Here is a 15,291-nt window from a genome sequence, read left to right as displayed (position 1 = left end):
GAGGAACCATGCTGACCGATCGAGATCGTATTGAGAAACAGAAGCAGAGCCTTTCGCTCGTGCGGCTGCATCGAGCGCTGTCGCGTCTGACCTCGACCGTCACCATGATGAACACCGGCGCGCATCCGGACGACGAGCATAACGGCCTGCTCGCCTATCTGCGCCTCGGCCTTGGCATGCGCGTCATCGTTGCCTGCTCGACACGCGGCGAAGGCGGGCAGAATGCGCTCGGACCAGAGCGGCTCGGCGCACTCGGCATTGTGCGCAGCCGGGAGATGGAGGAAGCGGCGCGCGAGCTCGATGCCGATATCCACTGGCTCGGCCACGGTCCTGAAGATCCGATCCATGATTTCGGCTTCTCGAAGAATGGCGACCGGACGTTTGACCGCTGGGGCGAAAAGCGTATTGTCGAGCGGCTGGTGCGCGCCTATCGCGCAGAACGTCCCGATATCGTGTTGCCGACCTTCCTCGATGGTCCGGGCCAGCATGGGCACCACCGTGCCATGACGCGTGCGGCGGAAACCGCGATCCATCTTGCCGCTGATCCCGTCGCCTTTTCTGAACATTTCGGCGAGGGGCTGACACCCTGGCAGGTGGCAAAATTCTACCTGCCGGCATGGCCAGGCGGCGGCGATACCTACGATGACGAAGTGCCGCCTCCGGCCACGACGCTGCCACTCGACGCCGCGGGCCTCGAATCCGTCAGCGGCGTCAGCTACGCGCACATCGGCGAATGGTCGCGCTATTACCATGCCTCACAGGGCATGGGCCGCTGGCATGATATTGGCGACAATGAATGGCCGCTGCATCTGAAGCTCAGCGCCAGAGGCTCCGTTACGGAGACGTCCATCCTCGAATCTCTTCCCTCGACGCTCGCCGATCTTGCACGGGAGGCGGACCTGCGGCAAACCGTCGTCGATGCACTGATGAGAGCAGATGGCGCGATCAGCAAGGCGATCGAGCGTTTCCCGGAAAGATCCGCCATCGTGGATGCGCTCTTGAAGGCGGCTGCGGAAATTGAAAGAGCTCTCGCAGAGGCGCCTGCAGCATTCCTCGATGCACACGGCCATCGTCTGCGGCGCAAGCTCGTAGAAATCGATGTAGCACTTTGCGAGGCCGAGCACGTCTTCGTCCGGGCTGTTGCCGACCCCGCGGACCTTTCGCCGGGCTCAATCGGGAAACTGACGCTGCACCTCAGCGGCGATGCATGCACTGCGATATCAGATGCAGATATGAGATTGCCAGAGGGCGTTTCGGCGAGCCTGAAGGAAACCTCGCCGCACCGGATCGTTTACGAACTGAAATCGGCGGCAGATGCCCCCCTCACCCGGCAATTTCTGCCGGTATGGTCGAGCCTCGGCGGCAACGGCAATGCGTTCGTCGCTGTCAGGGCTCAAATCGGCAGCCGTCTGGCAGAGGTGGCTGTTGATCTCGAGGAACTACTTGTCGTCGCACCGCAGCACTCGCTGAGCCTTCAGCCCAATGCCTTCATTGTTCCCGTTGAAGGCGACAGGCAAGAGCTGCTGGTCAAGGCGGCATCAGCAGGACGCATCGGCTTTTCCGCTCCCGCCGGCTGGACGATCAAGGAAGAAAACGGTCTCCTCAGGTTATCGCCTCCGGCAATGATAACAGCTGGCCTCGTCGCGATCACACCGCTTGTAGACGGTCAACCGGCCATGCGGACATCGCCGATCGCCTATCCGCATATCGGTCGCACCAGCTTTCGCGAGCCGGAATTGCTGCGCGTTCTGGCGCTCGATCTTAAACTGCCTGATGGAGCGAAGATCGGCTATGTTGGTGGCGGCGCCGATCGCGTTGGCCTCTGGCTTGATCGTATGGGGCTCGATGTCACCGAGCTCGATGCACAGACTTTGTCGGGCGATCTCTCTCGCTTTACGACAATCGTCATCGGTATATTTGCCTTCGGCATCCGTAAGGATCTCGCCGCCGCGACAGCCCGCCTGCATCGCTTCGTCGAAGAAGGCGGACATCTGCTGACGCTCTATCATCGCCCGAGTGACGGCTGGCGGCCGGATGCCACACCGCCGCGGCGGATCGATATCGGCTCACCCTCTCTCCGCTGGCGCGTGACCGATCCGACATCGGAGGTCACCGTCCTGGAGCCCACGCACCCGCTGCTGCAAGGGCCGAACAGGATCACATCCGCAGATTGGGATGGCTGGGACAAGGAGCGCGGCCTCTATTTCGCCGCCCGCTGGGACGATGCCTATGTCCCGCTCGTTGCCATGCACGACCCCGAGGAGCAGCCGCTCAAGGGGGCGCTTTTATCCGCCGAAATCGGCAAGGGCCGGCATACGCATACGAGCCTCGTGCTGCATCACCAGCTCGACAAGCTGACATCGGGCGCCTTCCGGCTGATTGCCAATCTCGTGCAGCCCGCTTGAGGCAATCGAAATGGATCGCTCTGTCGCAGCCAGGGACAGCCATTTCGGCATCGTCTGGCTGCTTTCCGATACGACGCTAGTGACTGGCATGACAGTGCTGGTGAAGATGCAGGGCGCATCCTATCCGGCCATCCAGCTCGTCTTCGTTCGCGCGCTGATCGGGCTGATGCTCATCCTGCCGTTGATCTGGCGCCATCGCCGGCAGCTTGCCAGTTCCAGAGATCCGTTGCGCAACATCATGCGCATCAGCTGCAATGCGGTTGCGCTGACCAGCAATTTCGTCGCGCTCCCGATGCTGCCGCTGGTGCTGGTTAATGCGCTCGGCTTCACGCGACCGCTGGTCTCTATGCTAATGGCGGTCGTCATGCTCGGCGAGAGGGTCAGCGGCTGGCGGTGGATCGGCGCGGTGTTCGCCTTTGTCGGCGTGCTGATCATGCTGGCGCCAGATACGTTCGCGTGGAACATCGGGCTGATGGCAGTGCTGCTCTCGATCGTCTTCGGGTCATTGGCGACGATCCAGACGCGGATGCTGCATTACGAGAATACCACCGTCATGATGGTCTTCTACACGGCTGGCCTGACTGTCATCACCTTCATTCCTGCCCTCTTCGTCTGGCAACCCGTGCGCAGCGAAGACTGGCCCGCCCTGCTCGGCATCGGCCTTCTGGCGCAGCTTGGACAATTCTGTTTCCTGCGGGCCTATCAAGTTGCGAGCGCCAGCCTGCTTGCCCCGTTCGGCTATCTGTCGATCGTCTTTGCGACCGCCAGCGGCTACATCTTCTTCGATGAGGTGCCCGATCTTCGAACGCTTTTCGGCATCGCCGTGATCATCACCACCTTACAAGCGGTCGCTCTATTGGAGCGGCGCCGGCGCTAGCGCCTTTCGTCTATTTAGCGCAGCGTCATATCCAGCCAGTCGCCGACCAGGGATACCGAAAGCGTGGTGACGACGATGATGATAACTGCCGGCACCAGCACGATGCAGGGTTCGGACGCCGATCGTCGGACGAGCGGATCAAGGCTGTCGCCTGGGCTTCCGGCGCGCCAAGCGATCCACAAATCGTTATCTTTACTGCGGCGAAAAGAAAGGGAGTTATGGTGAGAGCGTCGGGGTTCGAACCCGAGACCTACTGATTAAAAGTCAGTTGCTCTACCGGCTGAGCTACGCTCTCCCGCTCCGCAGGTGCGAAGCACCCCGGCTGGAAGTGCGCGGAACATATGCAGGCGACCTATCGCGGTCAACCGAAAAATTTTTTCGTTCATTGTATTGGACACATTTCTTTGGCAGACATTTTCACAACCCGCATTCCTAACCCATCTCGATAAAGCGCACGGGCGATTATAGCTAGTGCGCACGTACGAAACGTTCTGTATCGCTGTCTTTGTGAGAATGATGCACCTTTCGGTGCTGGAGATTGAAATGACGAAAAAGACTAGAGAACCGAAACTCGAGCACTCCGATTTCTCCGGCGAGTTCGAAGACGGCGGCGTAACCGTGCTAGTCGATATATTTCGGCCGGCGGGCACCAATGGAGATTGGACCCTTGAAGTCATCTCCCAAACCGAAGTCGTAACGATCTGGGAAGATAAATTCGCCACAGATCTGGATGCATGGGAAGAGTTTCTGGCCACCGCTGAACGAGATGGCGTGCGAAGCTTTCTCGAAGAGGACGAGAATGAGCCGCAGCTGCACTGATAGCCGCTGCCGGGCTGCAAATGAGCGAGACGATGTTTTACGCGGCTCGCCGCAATCCCAGCAGGTCGATGTTTTGTCCGGTTACCATCAATAGCTGCAGGAACGGCCATCATTCGGCCTGAAGCCATCCCTGCAAGCGAGGTTCATCGAATCTCCCGGCACGTATCCCGATGCGGAGCCGTATGAATTCGGGGGAGTTGCACATGCCGTCAACACCGAAATACCAATCAGCGCTCCGGCTGCCACAAATGCCCGAAATCTGCTCATAAATACATCTCCTTATGGATCTCCGACGGCAATCTATCACGCGATCACCGCAACTTAATGCGCTTTATACCGGAAAAGTCTTACAGCCAATTCCTCGGCGCTGACCCCTGTGACCATTACGTATTTGCACCCCATGGCCGGGCATCGGAACTGCCAGTCGCAACTTCCAGCTTCACATCGTTAGTAGCGCCAGTAACGGGCTGGCGGCGCAGCGGGAGATCCGGCATCGGCCTCTCGCATACCTGGCCGGACCTCCCGGCATTTGCGGTGGGGTGTTCGCAAATGCCCGGCCATACCAGCGAGAGCGCCCGAGTCGATCCATAGACAGTGCCCGTTATGGTTTATGCCCAGTTAATATCCACATGTTCTGTCCCGCTTCGGATCGTACAGAGCCGCCGGCCAGCTCCGATCAGCGCAAAAAGGTGATTGGCAATCCCCCCGCTGCGGCGTTAGGAACATCACTCGATTGCTGCCGGAGAGAATGCGTGTCGATTGCCGATATTTCCCTTTGGAGCGCACTGCTTGCCGGGGCGCTTTCCTTCCTCTCGCCTTGCGTGCTTCCACTCGTTCCGCCTTACCTCTGTTATATGGCGGGAATTTCCGTCGAGCAGTTCCGCGGCGGCGGTGCCGTTGCCGCTGCTCCGGATGTCCGGCGCGGCGTACTTTTTTCAGCACTTTTCTTCACGCTCGGCTTTGCGACTGTCTTCGTGGCGCTCGGCGCCGGCGCTTCCACAATCGGAATGGTGCTGCGCCAGCATCTCGACCTGCTTGCCAAGATCGGCGGCCTCATCATCATCATTATGGGTCTCAATTTCCTCGGGCTTTTCCGTATCGGCATCCTGGCGCGGGAGGCCCGCTTCCAGGGCAGCTGCAAGCCGGCGACGGTGACGGGCGCCTACGTCATGGGGCTGGCCTTCGCATTCGGCTGGACGCCGTGCATCGGGCCCGTGCTCGGGGCGATCCTCGGTGTCGCGGCATCGCGTGAAACTGTCGGCTCCGGCGCTGGGCTTCTTGCGGTCTATTCGCTCGGCCTTGCCGTGCCCTTCTGGATTGCGGCCGGCTTTTCAGGGGCCTTCATGCGCTTCCTGGCTCGCTTCCGCCGCTATCTCGGCACGGTAGAGAAGATTATGGGCGTCTTCCTCGTGCTGACAGGCCTCGCCTTCCTGCTCGGTTGGGTGAGCTATGTCGCAATCTGGTTCCAGCAGACTTTTCCGATCCTGATGCAAATCGGCTAGGGGTAAGTCTCTCCGCTCCGCGAAATGCCTAAGGTAGTGAGCAGGAACCTGCCGCGGCTACGAGCTCCCATCTGCCGCGGTACTCCGGCTGCGATAAAATCAGGCTTTCTTTCGCTTAAAGTATCCCGTGATCGCATCGGGAATGTCGCGAAAGCCTTGGCCCGGCTGGATGCCTTCGCGCATGACGATATTGCGCAGCGGCGGAACGACCGAGAGGACATGCAGGCCAGCGGCGCGCAGCATCTGCATCGGCAGGAAATCGGACAACAGAGATCGATTGAGGAGATCGACGCTAGCAGTGCGCGTCATGATGTCGGCGCGGCGCTTACGATCGAAGCTGCTGCCGGCGTCGGCAGGAATGGGCAATTCGGCTCGCGCGCACAAAAGGTCGGTCAACGCCATGATGTCGCGCAGGCTAAGATTGAGGCCTTGCGCCCCAATGGGCGGAAAGACGTGGGCAGCCTCACCGATCAGCGCGATGCGCCCCTTGCCGAAACGATGGGCCATCGTGCCTGACAGCGGCCAGATCTGTACGCCCTCCTCAACCTCGACCTTGCCGAGAATGGACTGCATGCGCTCTTCCACGACATTGCCGAGCTCGGCGAGCGAAAGCTCTATACGCGCCGTCGCATCTGACGGATTCTGCACCCAGACGAGGCTGGATCGGTTTCCCGGCAAGGGCACCTGCGTGAACGGGCCGTGCTCCGTGTGGAACTCTGTGGAGGTATTTTGGTGCGGCAATGTATGGGCGAAATTCAGCACCATGGCTGACTGCGGATAGGACCAGGTGCGCACATCTATGCCGGCGGTTTCCCTGAGCTTGGATTTGCGGCCGTCGGCACCGACAGCGAAATCGGCGCTGATCTCTTCGCCACCGGCAAGCATGATCGTCACGCCTTCTGAGGCGATGTCGATCGCTTCAGCCATGCCGGTGAAACAGGTGATATTGCTTTCGGCCGCGACTGCTGACTCAAGCACGTCCATCAATGCCTTGTTCGGAAAGTTATAGCCGAAAGCATCGAGTCCAACTTCTGTGGAGCGGAAGGTCGTGGTCGGCGCACGCAACAGGCGGTTGGTGCCGTCGATGATGCGCATGCTGGCGAGCGGTGCGGCTGCGGGACGCAGCTTTTCCCAGAGTGTGAGGCGATCCAGGAATCGAATCGACTGGTCCATCAAGGCCGTGGTGCGGCGATCTTCCTTGGGAGATGGAGGGGCGACCAGCGCCACGTCGCGACCGCCGCGTGCCAGGGCGACCGCAGCGATCATACCGGCGAGACCGCCGCCGATCACCGCCACTTCGAATTTGCTCATGCTATCATTCCGTCATCAAAAAGACGGCAACCCGGCAGCCTCAGGCAGCCGGCTTTGCCTGACGGCGCCAACTATAGCCCTTGCCGGCTTCGGCGTCACGCACCGCCGGCTGATAATGATGCGGAATGGACGGCAGGCGCTTTTCCGACAGACGGCGGATCGCCGTCTCGTTGGTGACAGCGAAACTGTCGATACCGACGCGCAACATCAGTGGCACCTGGTCGATCAAAACGTCGCCGACTGCGCGCAATTCGTTGGTGTAACCAAGGCGCTGACGCAGCAGCGAAGCATGGCTGAAGGCACGGCCATCGTTGAAGGCCGGGAACGCCACGGCTACGATTTCAAGGCGATAGAGATAGGGCTCGAGCTTCAGAATATTGTCGGCCGGCTTGATCAGCACACCAAAGCCACCATCATTGCTTTCATCGGCCTTGGCGATCAGTTCGTCGAGCGTCAGAAGCGGCTTCTGATCGCCCGTCGCCTTCACCTCGTCCGTCTCGATTACCCAGGGATCGTTCTCGACAAAACCGGTTTCTCTCCAAATCTTCGTCATCATCCCCTCCTTATGCCGCTTCCGCTGCCGAGCCATAGAGCGCATCCTTGAAAGGCTGCGGCCCGACGCGGCGATAGGCGGCGAGGAAGCTTTCTGACGGATCGAGGCGCAGGCCGAGATAGGTATCGACGATCGTCTCGATCGCATCTGTCACCTTGTCCGGCTCGAAGCCTCGACCGATGATTTCACCGATCGACGTATGTTCGTCACCAGAACCGCCGAGCGTTATCTGGTAGAGTTCGGCACCCTTTTTCTCAACACCCAGAAGCCCAATATGGCCGACATGGTGGTGGCCGCAGGCATTGATGCAGCCGGAGATCTTGATCTTCAGTTCGCCGATCTCGGCCTGGCGGGCCGGATCGCCAAAGCGGCGGGAGATTTCCTGCGCGACGGGAATGGAGCGCGCATTGGCGAGCGCGCAATAGTCCAGACCCGGACAGGCAATGATATCGGTGATGAGACCGGCATTGGCCTCGGCAAGACCAATAGCAACGAGGCCGCGATAGACGGCTTCGAGATCGGCGAGCGCGACGTGCGGCAGGATGAGATTCTGCTCATGGCTGACGCGAATCTCGTCAAAAGCATATTCCTCGGCGATATCGGCAACGGCGTCCATCTGCGCATCGGACGCATCACCCGGAATACCGCCGATCGGTTTCAGCGAAATCGTCACCATGCCGTAATCGGGGTTCTTGTGCGGCTGGACATTCTGCTGGACCCAGCGAGCGAATGCCGGGTCTGCCTTCTTCCAACGCGCCAGATTTTCCCAGCCCTCGGCACGCTCCGGCAGTGCCGGCGGCGCGAAGTAGGCGGCAATCGCCTGCACGTCCTCTTCGGGCAGCTTCAGCTCGGAATCCTTCAGCTGTGCGAACTCGGCCTCGACCTGGCGGGCGAGCTCTTCGGCACCGGTCTCATGAACGAGGATCTTAATGCGCGCCTTGTACTTGTTGTCGCGGCGGCCATGCAGATTGTACACGCGCACGATGGCGGTCGTATACGAGAGCAGGTCCTCCTCGGGCAGAAAATCCCGGATCAGCTTGGCAATCATCGGCGTGCGGCCCTGACCACCGCCGACATAGACGGCAAAGCCGATTTCGCCCTTGTCGTTCTTCTTCAGATGCAGGCCGATATCGTGAACCTGGATAGCGGCGCGGTCGCGCTCTGCGCCGGTCACGGCAATCTTGAACTTGCGCGGCAGGAAAGAGAATTCCGGGTGAACGGACGACCATTGGCGCAGAATTTCGGCGTAAGGACGCGGATCGGCAACTTCATCGGCAGCGGCGCCGGCGAAGTGATCGGCTGTCACATTTCTGATGCAGTTGCCCGAGGTCTGAAGGGCATGCATCTCAACGGTCGCGAGGTCGGCAAGCGCATCGGGTATTTCGGACAGCTTCGGCCAGTTGAATTGCAAGTTCTGACGCGTGGTGAAGTGGCCATAACCCCGGTCATACGTGCGGGCAATATGGGCGAGCATGCGCACTTGGCGCGAGCTCAGCGTGCCGTAGGGAATAGCGATGCGCAGCATATAAGCATGGAGTTGCAGGTAGACACCGTTCATCAGCCGCAGCGGCTTGAATGCATCCTCAGTCAGTTCGCCGGAAAGGCGGCGCTGGACCTGGTCGCGAAACTGCTCGACGCGCTCGGCGACAAAGGCGTGGTCAAATTCGTCGTAACGGTACATCGTCTTCCTCAGACTGCAATGAATTCTGGATCAGCCGGCTTGTAGCCCGGCGCATATTCCATGGTCGGCCCCTGGGCGCGGATGCGCTCGCGCAGGCGCAGCGGCCAGAGCTGACCGTTGGTTTCCTGGACGTCGACGACTGCAACGTCGACGACCTTGTTGTCGGCGTAGGATTTCTTGCCGATCTCCTCCAAGGCCGCAACGGCTTCGGCATGGCGAGCGACGAGCGCCTCCTGCAACGAGAGTACCCACTCGCCGTTGGCATTCAGCCAGACGGCAACACCGTCCGTCAGGCGGTTGGCGGTCAGAACCTTGTCTACCATGTCAGCTCCTTGCAAGTTCATCGAACCGGACGCGTTCTCGCACCAGCGGTTCGGACAGTTCGAAATTGGCGCCTGCGACTGCATCGCCGATAATGACCATGACCGGTCCGGTCAACTCGTCGCGATGTTGCAGGTCGGGAAGATCGCGGAGAGTACCGTGCAGCAGCCGACGATCGGCGCGGCTGGCATTCTCGATGACGGCAACCGTGGTTTCGGCGGGAATGCCCGCCTGCATCAGCCGCTCGGCGACGGAGGCCGCGACTGTTCGGCCCATATAGACAGCTATCGTGGCACCGGACACAGCAAGGCTTGCCCAATCCGGCAGAACGTCGCCGGTCAGATCGTGACCAGTCGTGAAGACCAGCGAGGAGGCAACACCGCGCAGCGTCAGCGGCAGCTCGAAATCGGCGGCAGCCGCAAAGGCAGAGGTAATACCAGGCACGATCTCATAGCAGATGCCGGCGGCGCGCAAAGCGGCCATTTCTTCCCCTGCCCGGCCATAAACAAGCGGATCACCGCTCTTCAGGCGCACGACGCGCTTGCCCTGGCGGCCGAGATCGACCAGGAGATCGTTGATCTCTTCCTGGGACTTCGAATGGCAGCCCTTGCGCTTGCCGACCGAAAGACGCTCGGCGTCGCGGCGGCCCATATCGACGATCGCCTGCGGCACCAGCGCATCATAGACAATGACATCGGCTTCCATCATCACGCGCTGGGCGCGCAAGGTCAAAAGATCCTCGGCACCGGGGCCGGCACCGACGAGCCAGACATGGCCTTCGACGCGATCCAGTGAGCGCAGCAGGCCATTAGCAGATCGGCGGGCCTGCGGGAGATTGCCGTTGGCAACGGCATCAGCGACCGGGCCGGAAAAGAAACGACGCCAGAAGATGCGGCGGGAAACACCGCGCGGAACGAGATGCTCGACCGTCTTGCGATAGCTGGTCGCAAGCGTTGCGAGGCGCCCCAGGGACGGCGACAGAAGCTGATCTATCTGGGCGCGGATCATCTGGGCGAGCACGGGACCCGCACCTTCCGTACCGATCGCAACAGCAACAGGCGCCCGATTGACGAGAGCCGGTGTATAGAAATCGCAATAATCGGGCTGGTCGACGGCGTTGACCGGAATCCGCGCGGCGCGCGCAGCTTCGACAATTCGGCGGTCCTGCTCAGCCTCACCAGTCGCGGCGAATACCAGTGCCGCGCCTTCGACCTGTTCGGGCGCGAACACTTCGCGGACGGTCTCGATGCGGTTAGCTATCAGAAACGCGTGGTAATCGGCTTCCGGGCTATCGGCATGCACGACGATACGCGCCTTCGTGTTCAACAGCAGGCGAACCTTGGCGAAAGCTTCATCGCCATTGCCGAAAACGGCCGCGATCTGACCTTCCACGCGAAAGAAGGCGGGAAACACCGAAAGCTGTTCAGTCCTGGAGGGCATTCTCAATCCACTTCGAAGATGGCCGAATATGCATTCTCCAGGCAAGCGAATGAAGAAACAGAATTCCAAAGGCCGGCCAGCGGCGTATTCTTTTACCCGGTTGATCAATGATTTGAGAAAACTGACCCGTGCGACGCAAAAAGCACATATCTTGAGGCCGCCGCGCCGGTTTCCCGAGAGGAACCTCGACCGCGAAGGGGATAAAGCCTGTGGCAAATTTCCGAGTGCCGGACTTATGCATTCCGCTTCATTCCAGACGGCGATAGGATGGACAAAACAGGAGATTTTCATGCCGGAAAAGACAATCGCCAACCGCCTCCTGCAGGTTATGGAAGACAATATCCTGCCAATGACAGAACTCGGCGTCGCCTCCGGCAACAAGGTGTTCGGCGCCGCAATCCTGCGCAAGTCCGATCTGGCGCTCATCGTTGCCGAAACCAATAACGAACTCGAAAATCCGCTCTGGCATGGAGAAGTGCATACGCTGAAGCGCTTCTACGAGCTTAACGACAAGCCGGCGACGAAGGACCTGATCTTTCTTTCGACGCACGAACCCTGCACCATGTGCATGTCGGCGATTACCTGGGCCGGCTTCGATAATTTCTACTATTTCTTCAGTCACGAGGATTCGCGTGACAGCTTCGCGATCCCGCACGATCTAAAAATCCTGAAGGAAGTCTTCGGGCTCGAACCCGGCGGCTACCGGCGGCAGAACGCCTTCTGGAAGAGCTTTGCAATCGCCGATCTGGTCGAGACCGAGGATGAACGGCTCAAAGCCGAACTCAAGGAGCAGACGGCGCGGATCAAGTCGCGCTATGCCGCCCTTTCCAACACCTATCAGGCCACCAAGAGCGCCAACGACATTCCGCTGAACTGAGAGACCATGGAACCTTCGAACGACATTTCGCGCCTGATCGAGATCATGGCGGCACTTCGCAATCCTGTGACCGGCTGTCCGTGGGACATCGAGCAGGACTTCGAGAGCATCAAACCCTACACGATCGAAGAAGCCTATGAGGTTGCTGACGCGATCGAACGCAAAGATATGGACGATCTTTGCGATGAGCTGGGCGATCTGCTGCTGCAGGTCGTCTTTCACGCGCGCATGGCCGAAGAGGCCGGCGAGTTCTCCTTCGGGGATGTCGTGGAGGCGATCACCCGCAAGATGATCCGCCGGCATCCGCATGTCTTTGCGCGTTCGGATGCGGACACGCCCGATGCCGTCAAAAAGCAGTGGGACGAGATCAAGCAGGCTGAAAAACGCGAGCGCTCGGAGCGCCGGGCACGCCGCGGCATCAGTGAAGATTTCAAGGCCGGTTTCCTCGGCTCGGTGCAGCGTAGTTTTCCGGCCCTGACCGAAGCACTCAAGCTTCAGGAACGGGCAGCCAAGGTTGGCTTCGACTGGTCGGCGCCCGAACCTATCCTCGACAAGATCGAGGAAGAGGTCGGTGAGCTGCGGGTTGCGCTGCGCGAAGGCGATAAGTCAAAGGTCAGCGATGAACTCGGCGACCTGATCTTCGCTGTGGTCAATATCGGGCGGCATGTCAAGGCCGATCCGGAACAGGCGTTGCGTGGCACGAATACGAAATTCAGGCGCCGATTCAACCTTATCGAGACGGTTCTTGACGCGGAAGGCGAGAGTCTCGAGGCAGCAAGCCTGGAGCGGATGGAAGAGATCTGGCAGGCAGCAAAAGCGATCGAGCGCGCCGTCGTAGCCGGGGCGGAATAACTCCGCCCAAACGGGCTTATCGCTCCCAATCTTCCTTTGCGGGCTTCGGACCGTTGCCGATGCGACGCTCAAGTTCGGCAGCCTCGGTTTCCGACAAACGCAGGTCCAGGGTCACCGAGCCGTCCTCGTTGTCCTCACGGCCGTCGACAACAGCGTGGTCGTAGAGCCATGGCAGCAGCGCCAGCTTATCGACGGGCAGCGTAATCGTCGTTTCCGTCATAACGCCGGAGAGACGACGGCTGATCTCGTCCATCAGCCTGTCCACGCCCTCGCCGCTGATGGCGGAAACGGCGATGACATTCTGTGTGCCCGAAGCCTTCTGCACGATGGCGTCATGGCTTTCCGGCTCCAGCCGGTCGATCTTGTTCCAGACTTCGAGAATACGACGCTGGCCTTCGGCTTCATCGATGCCGAGGTCGTTCAAGATGCGCAACACGTCGGCGCTCTGAGCCTGATTGTCCACATCGGACATGTCGCGCACATGCAGGATAAGATCGGCTTCCAACACCTCTTCGAGCGTCGCTCGGAAGGCGGCGACCAGATGGGTCGGCAGATCGGAAATGAAGCCGACGGTATCGGACAGGATGACGGTGCGGCCATGAGGCAGCTTCATGCGGCGCAGCGTCGGGTCGAGCGTCGCAAAGAGCATGTCCTCCGCAAGAACCCCTGCCCCGGTGATGCGATTAAAGAGCGTCGACTTGCCGGCGTTCGTATAGCCGACGAGCGCCACGATCGGATGCGGCACCTTCCTGCGCTTGGCGCGGTGAAGTTGCCGGGTACGGACCACCTGCTCAAGCTCGCGCTCCAGCTTGATGATACGATCCTGCAGCAGGCGCCGGTCGGCTTCGATCTGGGTTTCGCCCGGGCCACCCATGAAGCCACCGCCGCCACGCTGGCGCTCAAGGTGGGTCCAGCTTCGGACCAGCCGACCCTTCTGGTAGTTCAGATGCGCAAGATCGACCTGCAGCGTTCCTTCTTTCGTGGAGGCGCGGCGGCCGAAGATCTCGAGGATCAGGCCCGTCCGGTCAATAACCTTGGCGTTCCACTCCTTTTCCAGATTGCGCTGCTGCACCGGCGTCAGCGGATGATCGACAATGACCAGACCGGAATCGCGCTCATCGAGCAGGTGCTTAATCTCCTCGATCTTGCCTGTACCGAGAAGCGTTGCAGGACGCGGATCGTTGACCGGCACGATGGATGCATTGACGACGTCGAGGTCGATCGCCTGCGCAAGACCTGTCGCTTCGTCGAGACGGCTTTCAGGTGTACGGGTCGATGCCGACTCGGTCTGTCCACCGCGCGAGCGTGACTTTAGCACCGGCACGACGACTGTCGCGCGCATGTCATCCCTGTGCTTGGCGGCTTCAGGGATGATGGAATCGTTTTTTGTATCGCGTGTCGAAATGACGGCTGACCTTACTTAGGACGCAGCTTCTTCACTCTCGAACATCTGCATCGGCTGGCCTGGCATGATAGTCGAGATCGCATGCTTATACACCAGCTGCGAATGGCCGTCACGGCGAAGCAAAACACAGAAATTGTCAAAGGAGGTGACAACACCCGTCAGCTTTACACCGTTAATCAGAAAGATTGTCAGGGAAATCTTTTGCTTGCGTACAGTATTGAGAAATAAGTCCTGCAGATTCTGAGAACGTTCCGCCATCGCGCCGCTTCTTTCTTTATTGCCGACCTGATCAAGCCGGTAGAATATCAATCAACCTCTCCAGCAAGGCAGGTGGCACCCTCATTCCTCCAGCCCAGCAAATCTTGGTATCAAATCGCAATCTTTTCCGCAACGTCGAAAAAGGCTTCCCGAATATTCTGTGACAAGCTTCCCGGATGACCGTTGGCAATGGCCTGTCCGTCAATGGAAACCACTGGAAAACAAATGCTTGTGGCCGCGGTGATGAAGACCTCTCGGGCGGCCATCATCTCCGAAACGGAGAACTTCCGCTCGACGATTTTCACCCCCAGTTTGGCCGCAACATCGATGAGAGTGGTCCGCGTGATGCCGCGCAGGATGCCATGTTCGGCAGGCCGCGTTACCAGTGTACCATCAGCATCGACGATCCAGACATTGGTCGCCGCCCCCTCCTTCACCATGCCATCGACATCGATATAGATCGCTTCCTGAGCGCCGGCTTCCTTCGCCTGCTGGCGCGCAAGGGCGTTCGACAGCAGGCCGACGGACTTGATGTCGACACGGTCCCAGCGATTGTCGGGAACGGTGATTGCCTTGATGCCGGTGGCGTTCTTCCTGGCGATGACTGAGGGATCGGTGCTTTTGGCGGTCACGACGACCGAAGGCGGCGTGCCTTCGGCCGGAAAGACATGGTCGCGGCGGGCAACGCCGCGCGTCACCTGCAAATAGAAGAGACCGTTGCGGACATGGTTGCGGCGCAGCGTCTCGCGAATCACCTGCGTCAGAGCCGCACGGCTCATCGGCCAGGCGATGCGCAATTCACCCAGGGAACGATCGAGGCGGTTCAGATGCCGGGTGAGATCAACAATCTGGCCGTGGCGGACCTCGCATACCTCATAAACGCCATCGGCAAACTGATAGCCGCGATCCTCGACATGCACCATGGCGTCTGAATGCGGCAAGTAACGTCCATTCACATAGGCAATTCTTGGCATTGAAACCCTGTTTGGA

16 protein-coding genes and 1 tRNA gene are annotated in these 15,291 nt (G+C 59.9%); 6 read left to right on the top strand and 11 right to left on the bottom strand.

All coding sequences use genetic code 11. The annotated features are described in order from the left end of the window. Positions 1-8: 8 nt before the first annotated feature. Together EV281_RS03005 and EV281_RS03000 are read left to right on the top strand one after the other, a co-directional pair. Positions 9-2,405 carry a PIG-L family deacetylase gene (locus tag EV281_RS03005; protein WP_132651441.1) on the top strand — a complete coding sequence of 799 codons (2,397 nt, stop codon included), beginning with the start codon at positions 9-11 and terminating at the stop codon, positions 2,403-2,405. A gap of 10 nt (positions 2,406-2,415) precedes the next feature. After that, complete coding sequence (locus EV281_RS03000; RefSeq protein WP_132651440.1) at positions 2,416-3,282, top strand: DMT family transporter; 867 nt, start codon at positions 2,416-2,418, stop codon at positions 3,280-3,282. Between the two features lie 14 nt (positions 3,283-3,296). On the opposite strand, the gene EV281_RS31015 is transcribed toward EV281_RS03000, so the two are convergent. Together EV281_RS31015 and EV281_RS02995 are read right to left on the bottom strand one after the other, a co-directional pair. Further along, positions 3,297-3,464, bottom strand: a complete 168-nt coding sequence (locus EV281_RS31015; protein WP_165911827.1) for a hypothetical protein — start codon at positions 3,462-3,464, stop codon at positions 3,297-3,299. A gap of 37 nt (positions 3,465-3,501) precedes the next feature. After that, positions 3,502-3,577 (bottom strand) — tRNA-Lys (locus EV281_RS02995). 248 nt (positions 3,578-3,825) lie between these two features. On the opposite strand from EV281_RS02995, the gene EV281_RS02990 reads away from it, so the two are divergent. After that, positions 3,826-4,101, top strand: coding sequence for a hypothetical protein (locus tag EV281_RS02990; protein ID WP_132651439.1), 276 nt, complete (start codon positions 3,826-3,828; stop codon positions 4,099-4,101). A gap of 87 nt (positions 4,102-4,188) precedes the next feature. Here the strand turns inward: EV281_RS02990 and EV281_RS31540 are convergent, their stop codons facing one another. Beyond that, complete coding sequence (locus EV281_RS31540; RefSeq protein WP_132651438.1) at positions 4,189-4,368, bottom strand: hypothetical protein; 180 nt, start codon at positions 4,366-4,368, stop codon at positions 4,189-4,191. A gap of 485 nt (positions 4,369-4,853) precedes the next feature. On the opposite strand from EV281_RS31540, the gene EV281_RS02980 reads away from it, so the two are divergent. Then, positions 4,854-5,603, top strand: a complete 750-nt coding sequence (locus tag EV281_RS02980; protein ID WP_132651437.1) for a cytochrome c biogenesis CcdA family protein — start codon at positions 4,854-4,856, stop codon at positions 5,601-5,603. A 99-nt stretch (positions 5,604-5,702) separates the two neighbouring features. On the opposite strand, the gene EV281_RS02975 is transcribed toward EV281_RS02980, so the two are convergent. The 5 genes from EV281_RS02975 to cysG are packed head-to-tail and all read right to left on the bottom strand — an operon-like array spanning position 5,703 to position 10,909. Further along, positions 5,703-6,914, bottom strand: coding sequence for a UbiH/UbiF family hydroxylase (locus EV281_RS02975; RefSeq protein ID WP_132651436.1), 1,212 nt, complete (start codon positions 6,912-6,914; stop codon positions 5,703-5,705). Between the two features lie 40 nt (positions 6,915-6,954). Then, entirely contained in the window at positions 6,955-7,467 is a 513-nt protein-coding gene (locus tag EV281_RS02970; protein WP_132651986.1) for a DUF934 domain-containing protein, read from the bottom strand. Positions 7,468-7,477: 10 nt separating this feature from the next. Further along, positions 7,478-9,148, bottom strand: a complete 1,671-nt coding sequence (locus EV281_RS02965; protein WP_132651435.1) for a nitrite/sulfite reductase — start codon at positions 9,146-9,148, stop codon at positions 7,478-7,480. Between the two features lie 8 nt (positions 9,149-9,156). Beyond that, positions 9,157-9,471, bottom strand: coding sequence for a DUF2849 domain-containing protein (locus EV281_RS02960; protein WP_132651434.1), 315 nt, complete (start codon positions 9,469-9,471; stop codon positions 9,157-9,159). Position 9,472: 1 nt separating this feature from the next. Then, entirely contained in the window at positions 9,473-10,909 is a 1,437-nt protein-coding gene (gene cysG, locus EV281_RS02955) for a siroheme synthase CysG (RefSeq protein WP_132651433.1), read from the bottom strand. Between the two features lie 289 nt (positions 10,910-11,198). Here cysG and EV281_RS02950 point away from each other — a divergent pair, with 289 nt between their 5' ends. Continuing rightward, positions 11,199-11,786 carry a nucleoside deaminase gene (locus EV281_RS02950; protein ID WP_132651432.1) on the top strand — a complete coding sequence of 196 codons (588 nt, stop codon included), beginning with the start codon at positions 11,199-11,201 and terminating at the stop codon, positions 11,784-11,786. 6 nt (positions 11,787-11,792) lie between these two features. Continuing rightward, on the top strand, positions 11,793-12,638 hold the full coding sequence (gene mazG / locus EV281_RS02945; RefSeq protein ID WP_132651431.1) for a nucleoside triphosphate pyrophosphohydrolase: 846 nt from the start codon (positions 11,793-11,795) through the stop codon (positions 12,636-12,638). Positions 12,639-12,654: 16 nt separating this feature from the next. Here mazG and hflX read toward each other — a convergent pair whose 3' ends face one another. The 3 genes from hflX to EV281_RS02930 all read right to left on the bottom strand — a co-directional run bounded on the left by hflX (position 12,655) and on the right by EV281_RS02930 (position 15,275). Further along, positions 12,655-13,980 carry a GTPase HflX gene (hflX, locus tag EV281_RS02940; protein WP_132651430.1) on the bottom strand — a complete coding sequence of 442 codons (1,326 nt, stop codon included), beginning with the start codon at positions 13,978-13,980 and terminating at the stop codon, positions 12,655-12,657. 78 nt (positions 13,981-14,058) lie between these two features. After that, positions 14,059-14,301 (bottom strand): RNA chaperone Hfq, encoded by a 243-nt coding sequence (hfq, locus tag EV281_RS02935; protein ID WP_003539403.1) that lies wholly within the window; start codon positions 14,299-14,301, stop codon positions 14,059-14,061. 110 nt (positions 14,302-14,411) lie between these two features. Continuing rightward, entirely contained in the window at positions 14,412-15,275 is an 864-nt protein-coding gene (locus EV281_RS02930) for a D-amino-acid transaminase (protein WP_132651429.1), read from the bottom strand. Positions 15,276-15,291: the final 16 nt, after the last annotated feature.

This window comes from Rhizobium sp. BK418 (genome assembly GCF_004341105.1).
In the GTDB taxonomy this organism is placed as follows: Bacteria; Pseudomonadota; Alphaproteobacteria; order Rhizobiales; family Rhizobiaceae; genus Rhizobium.
Note: the sequence above shows the minus strand (reverse complement) of the source record. Positions and strands in the feature narration are given on the sequence as shown.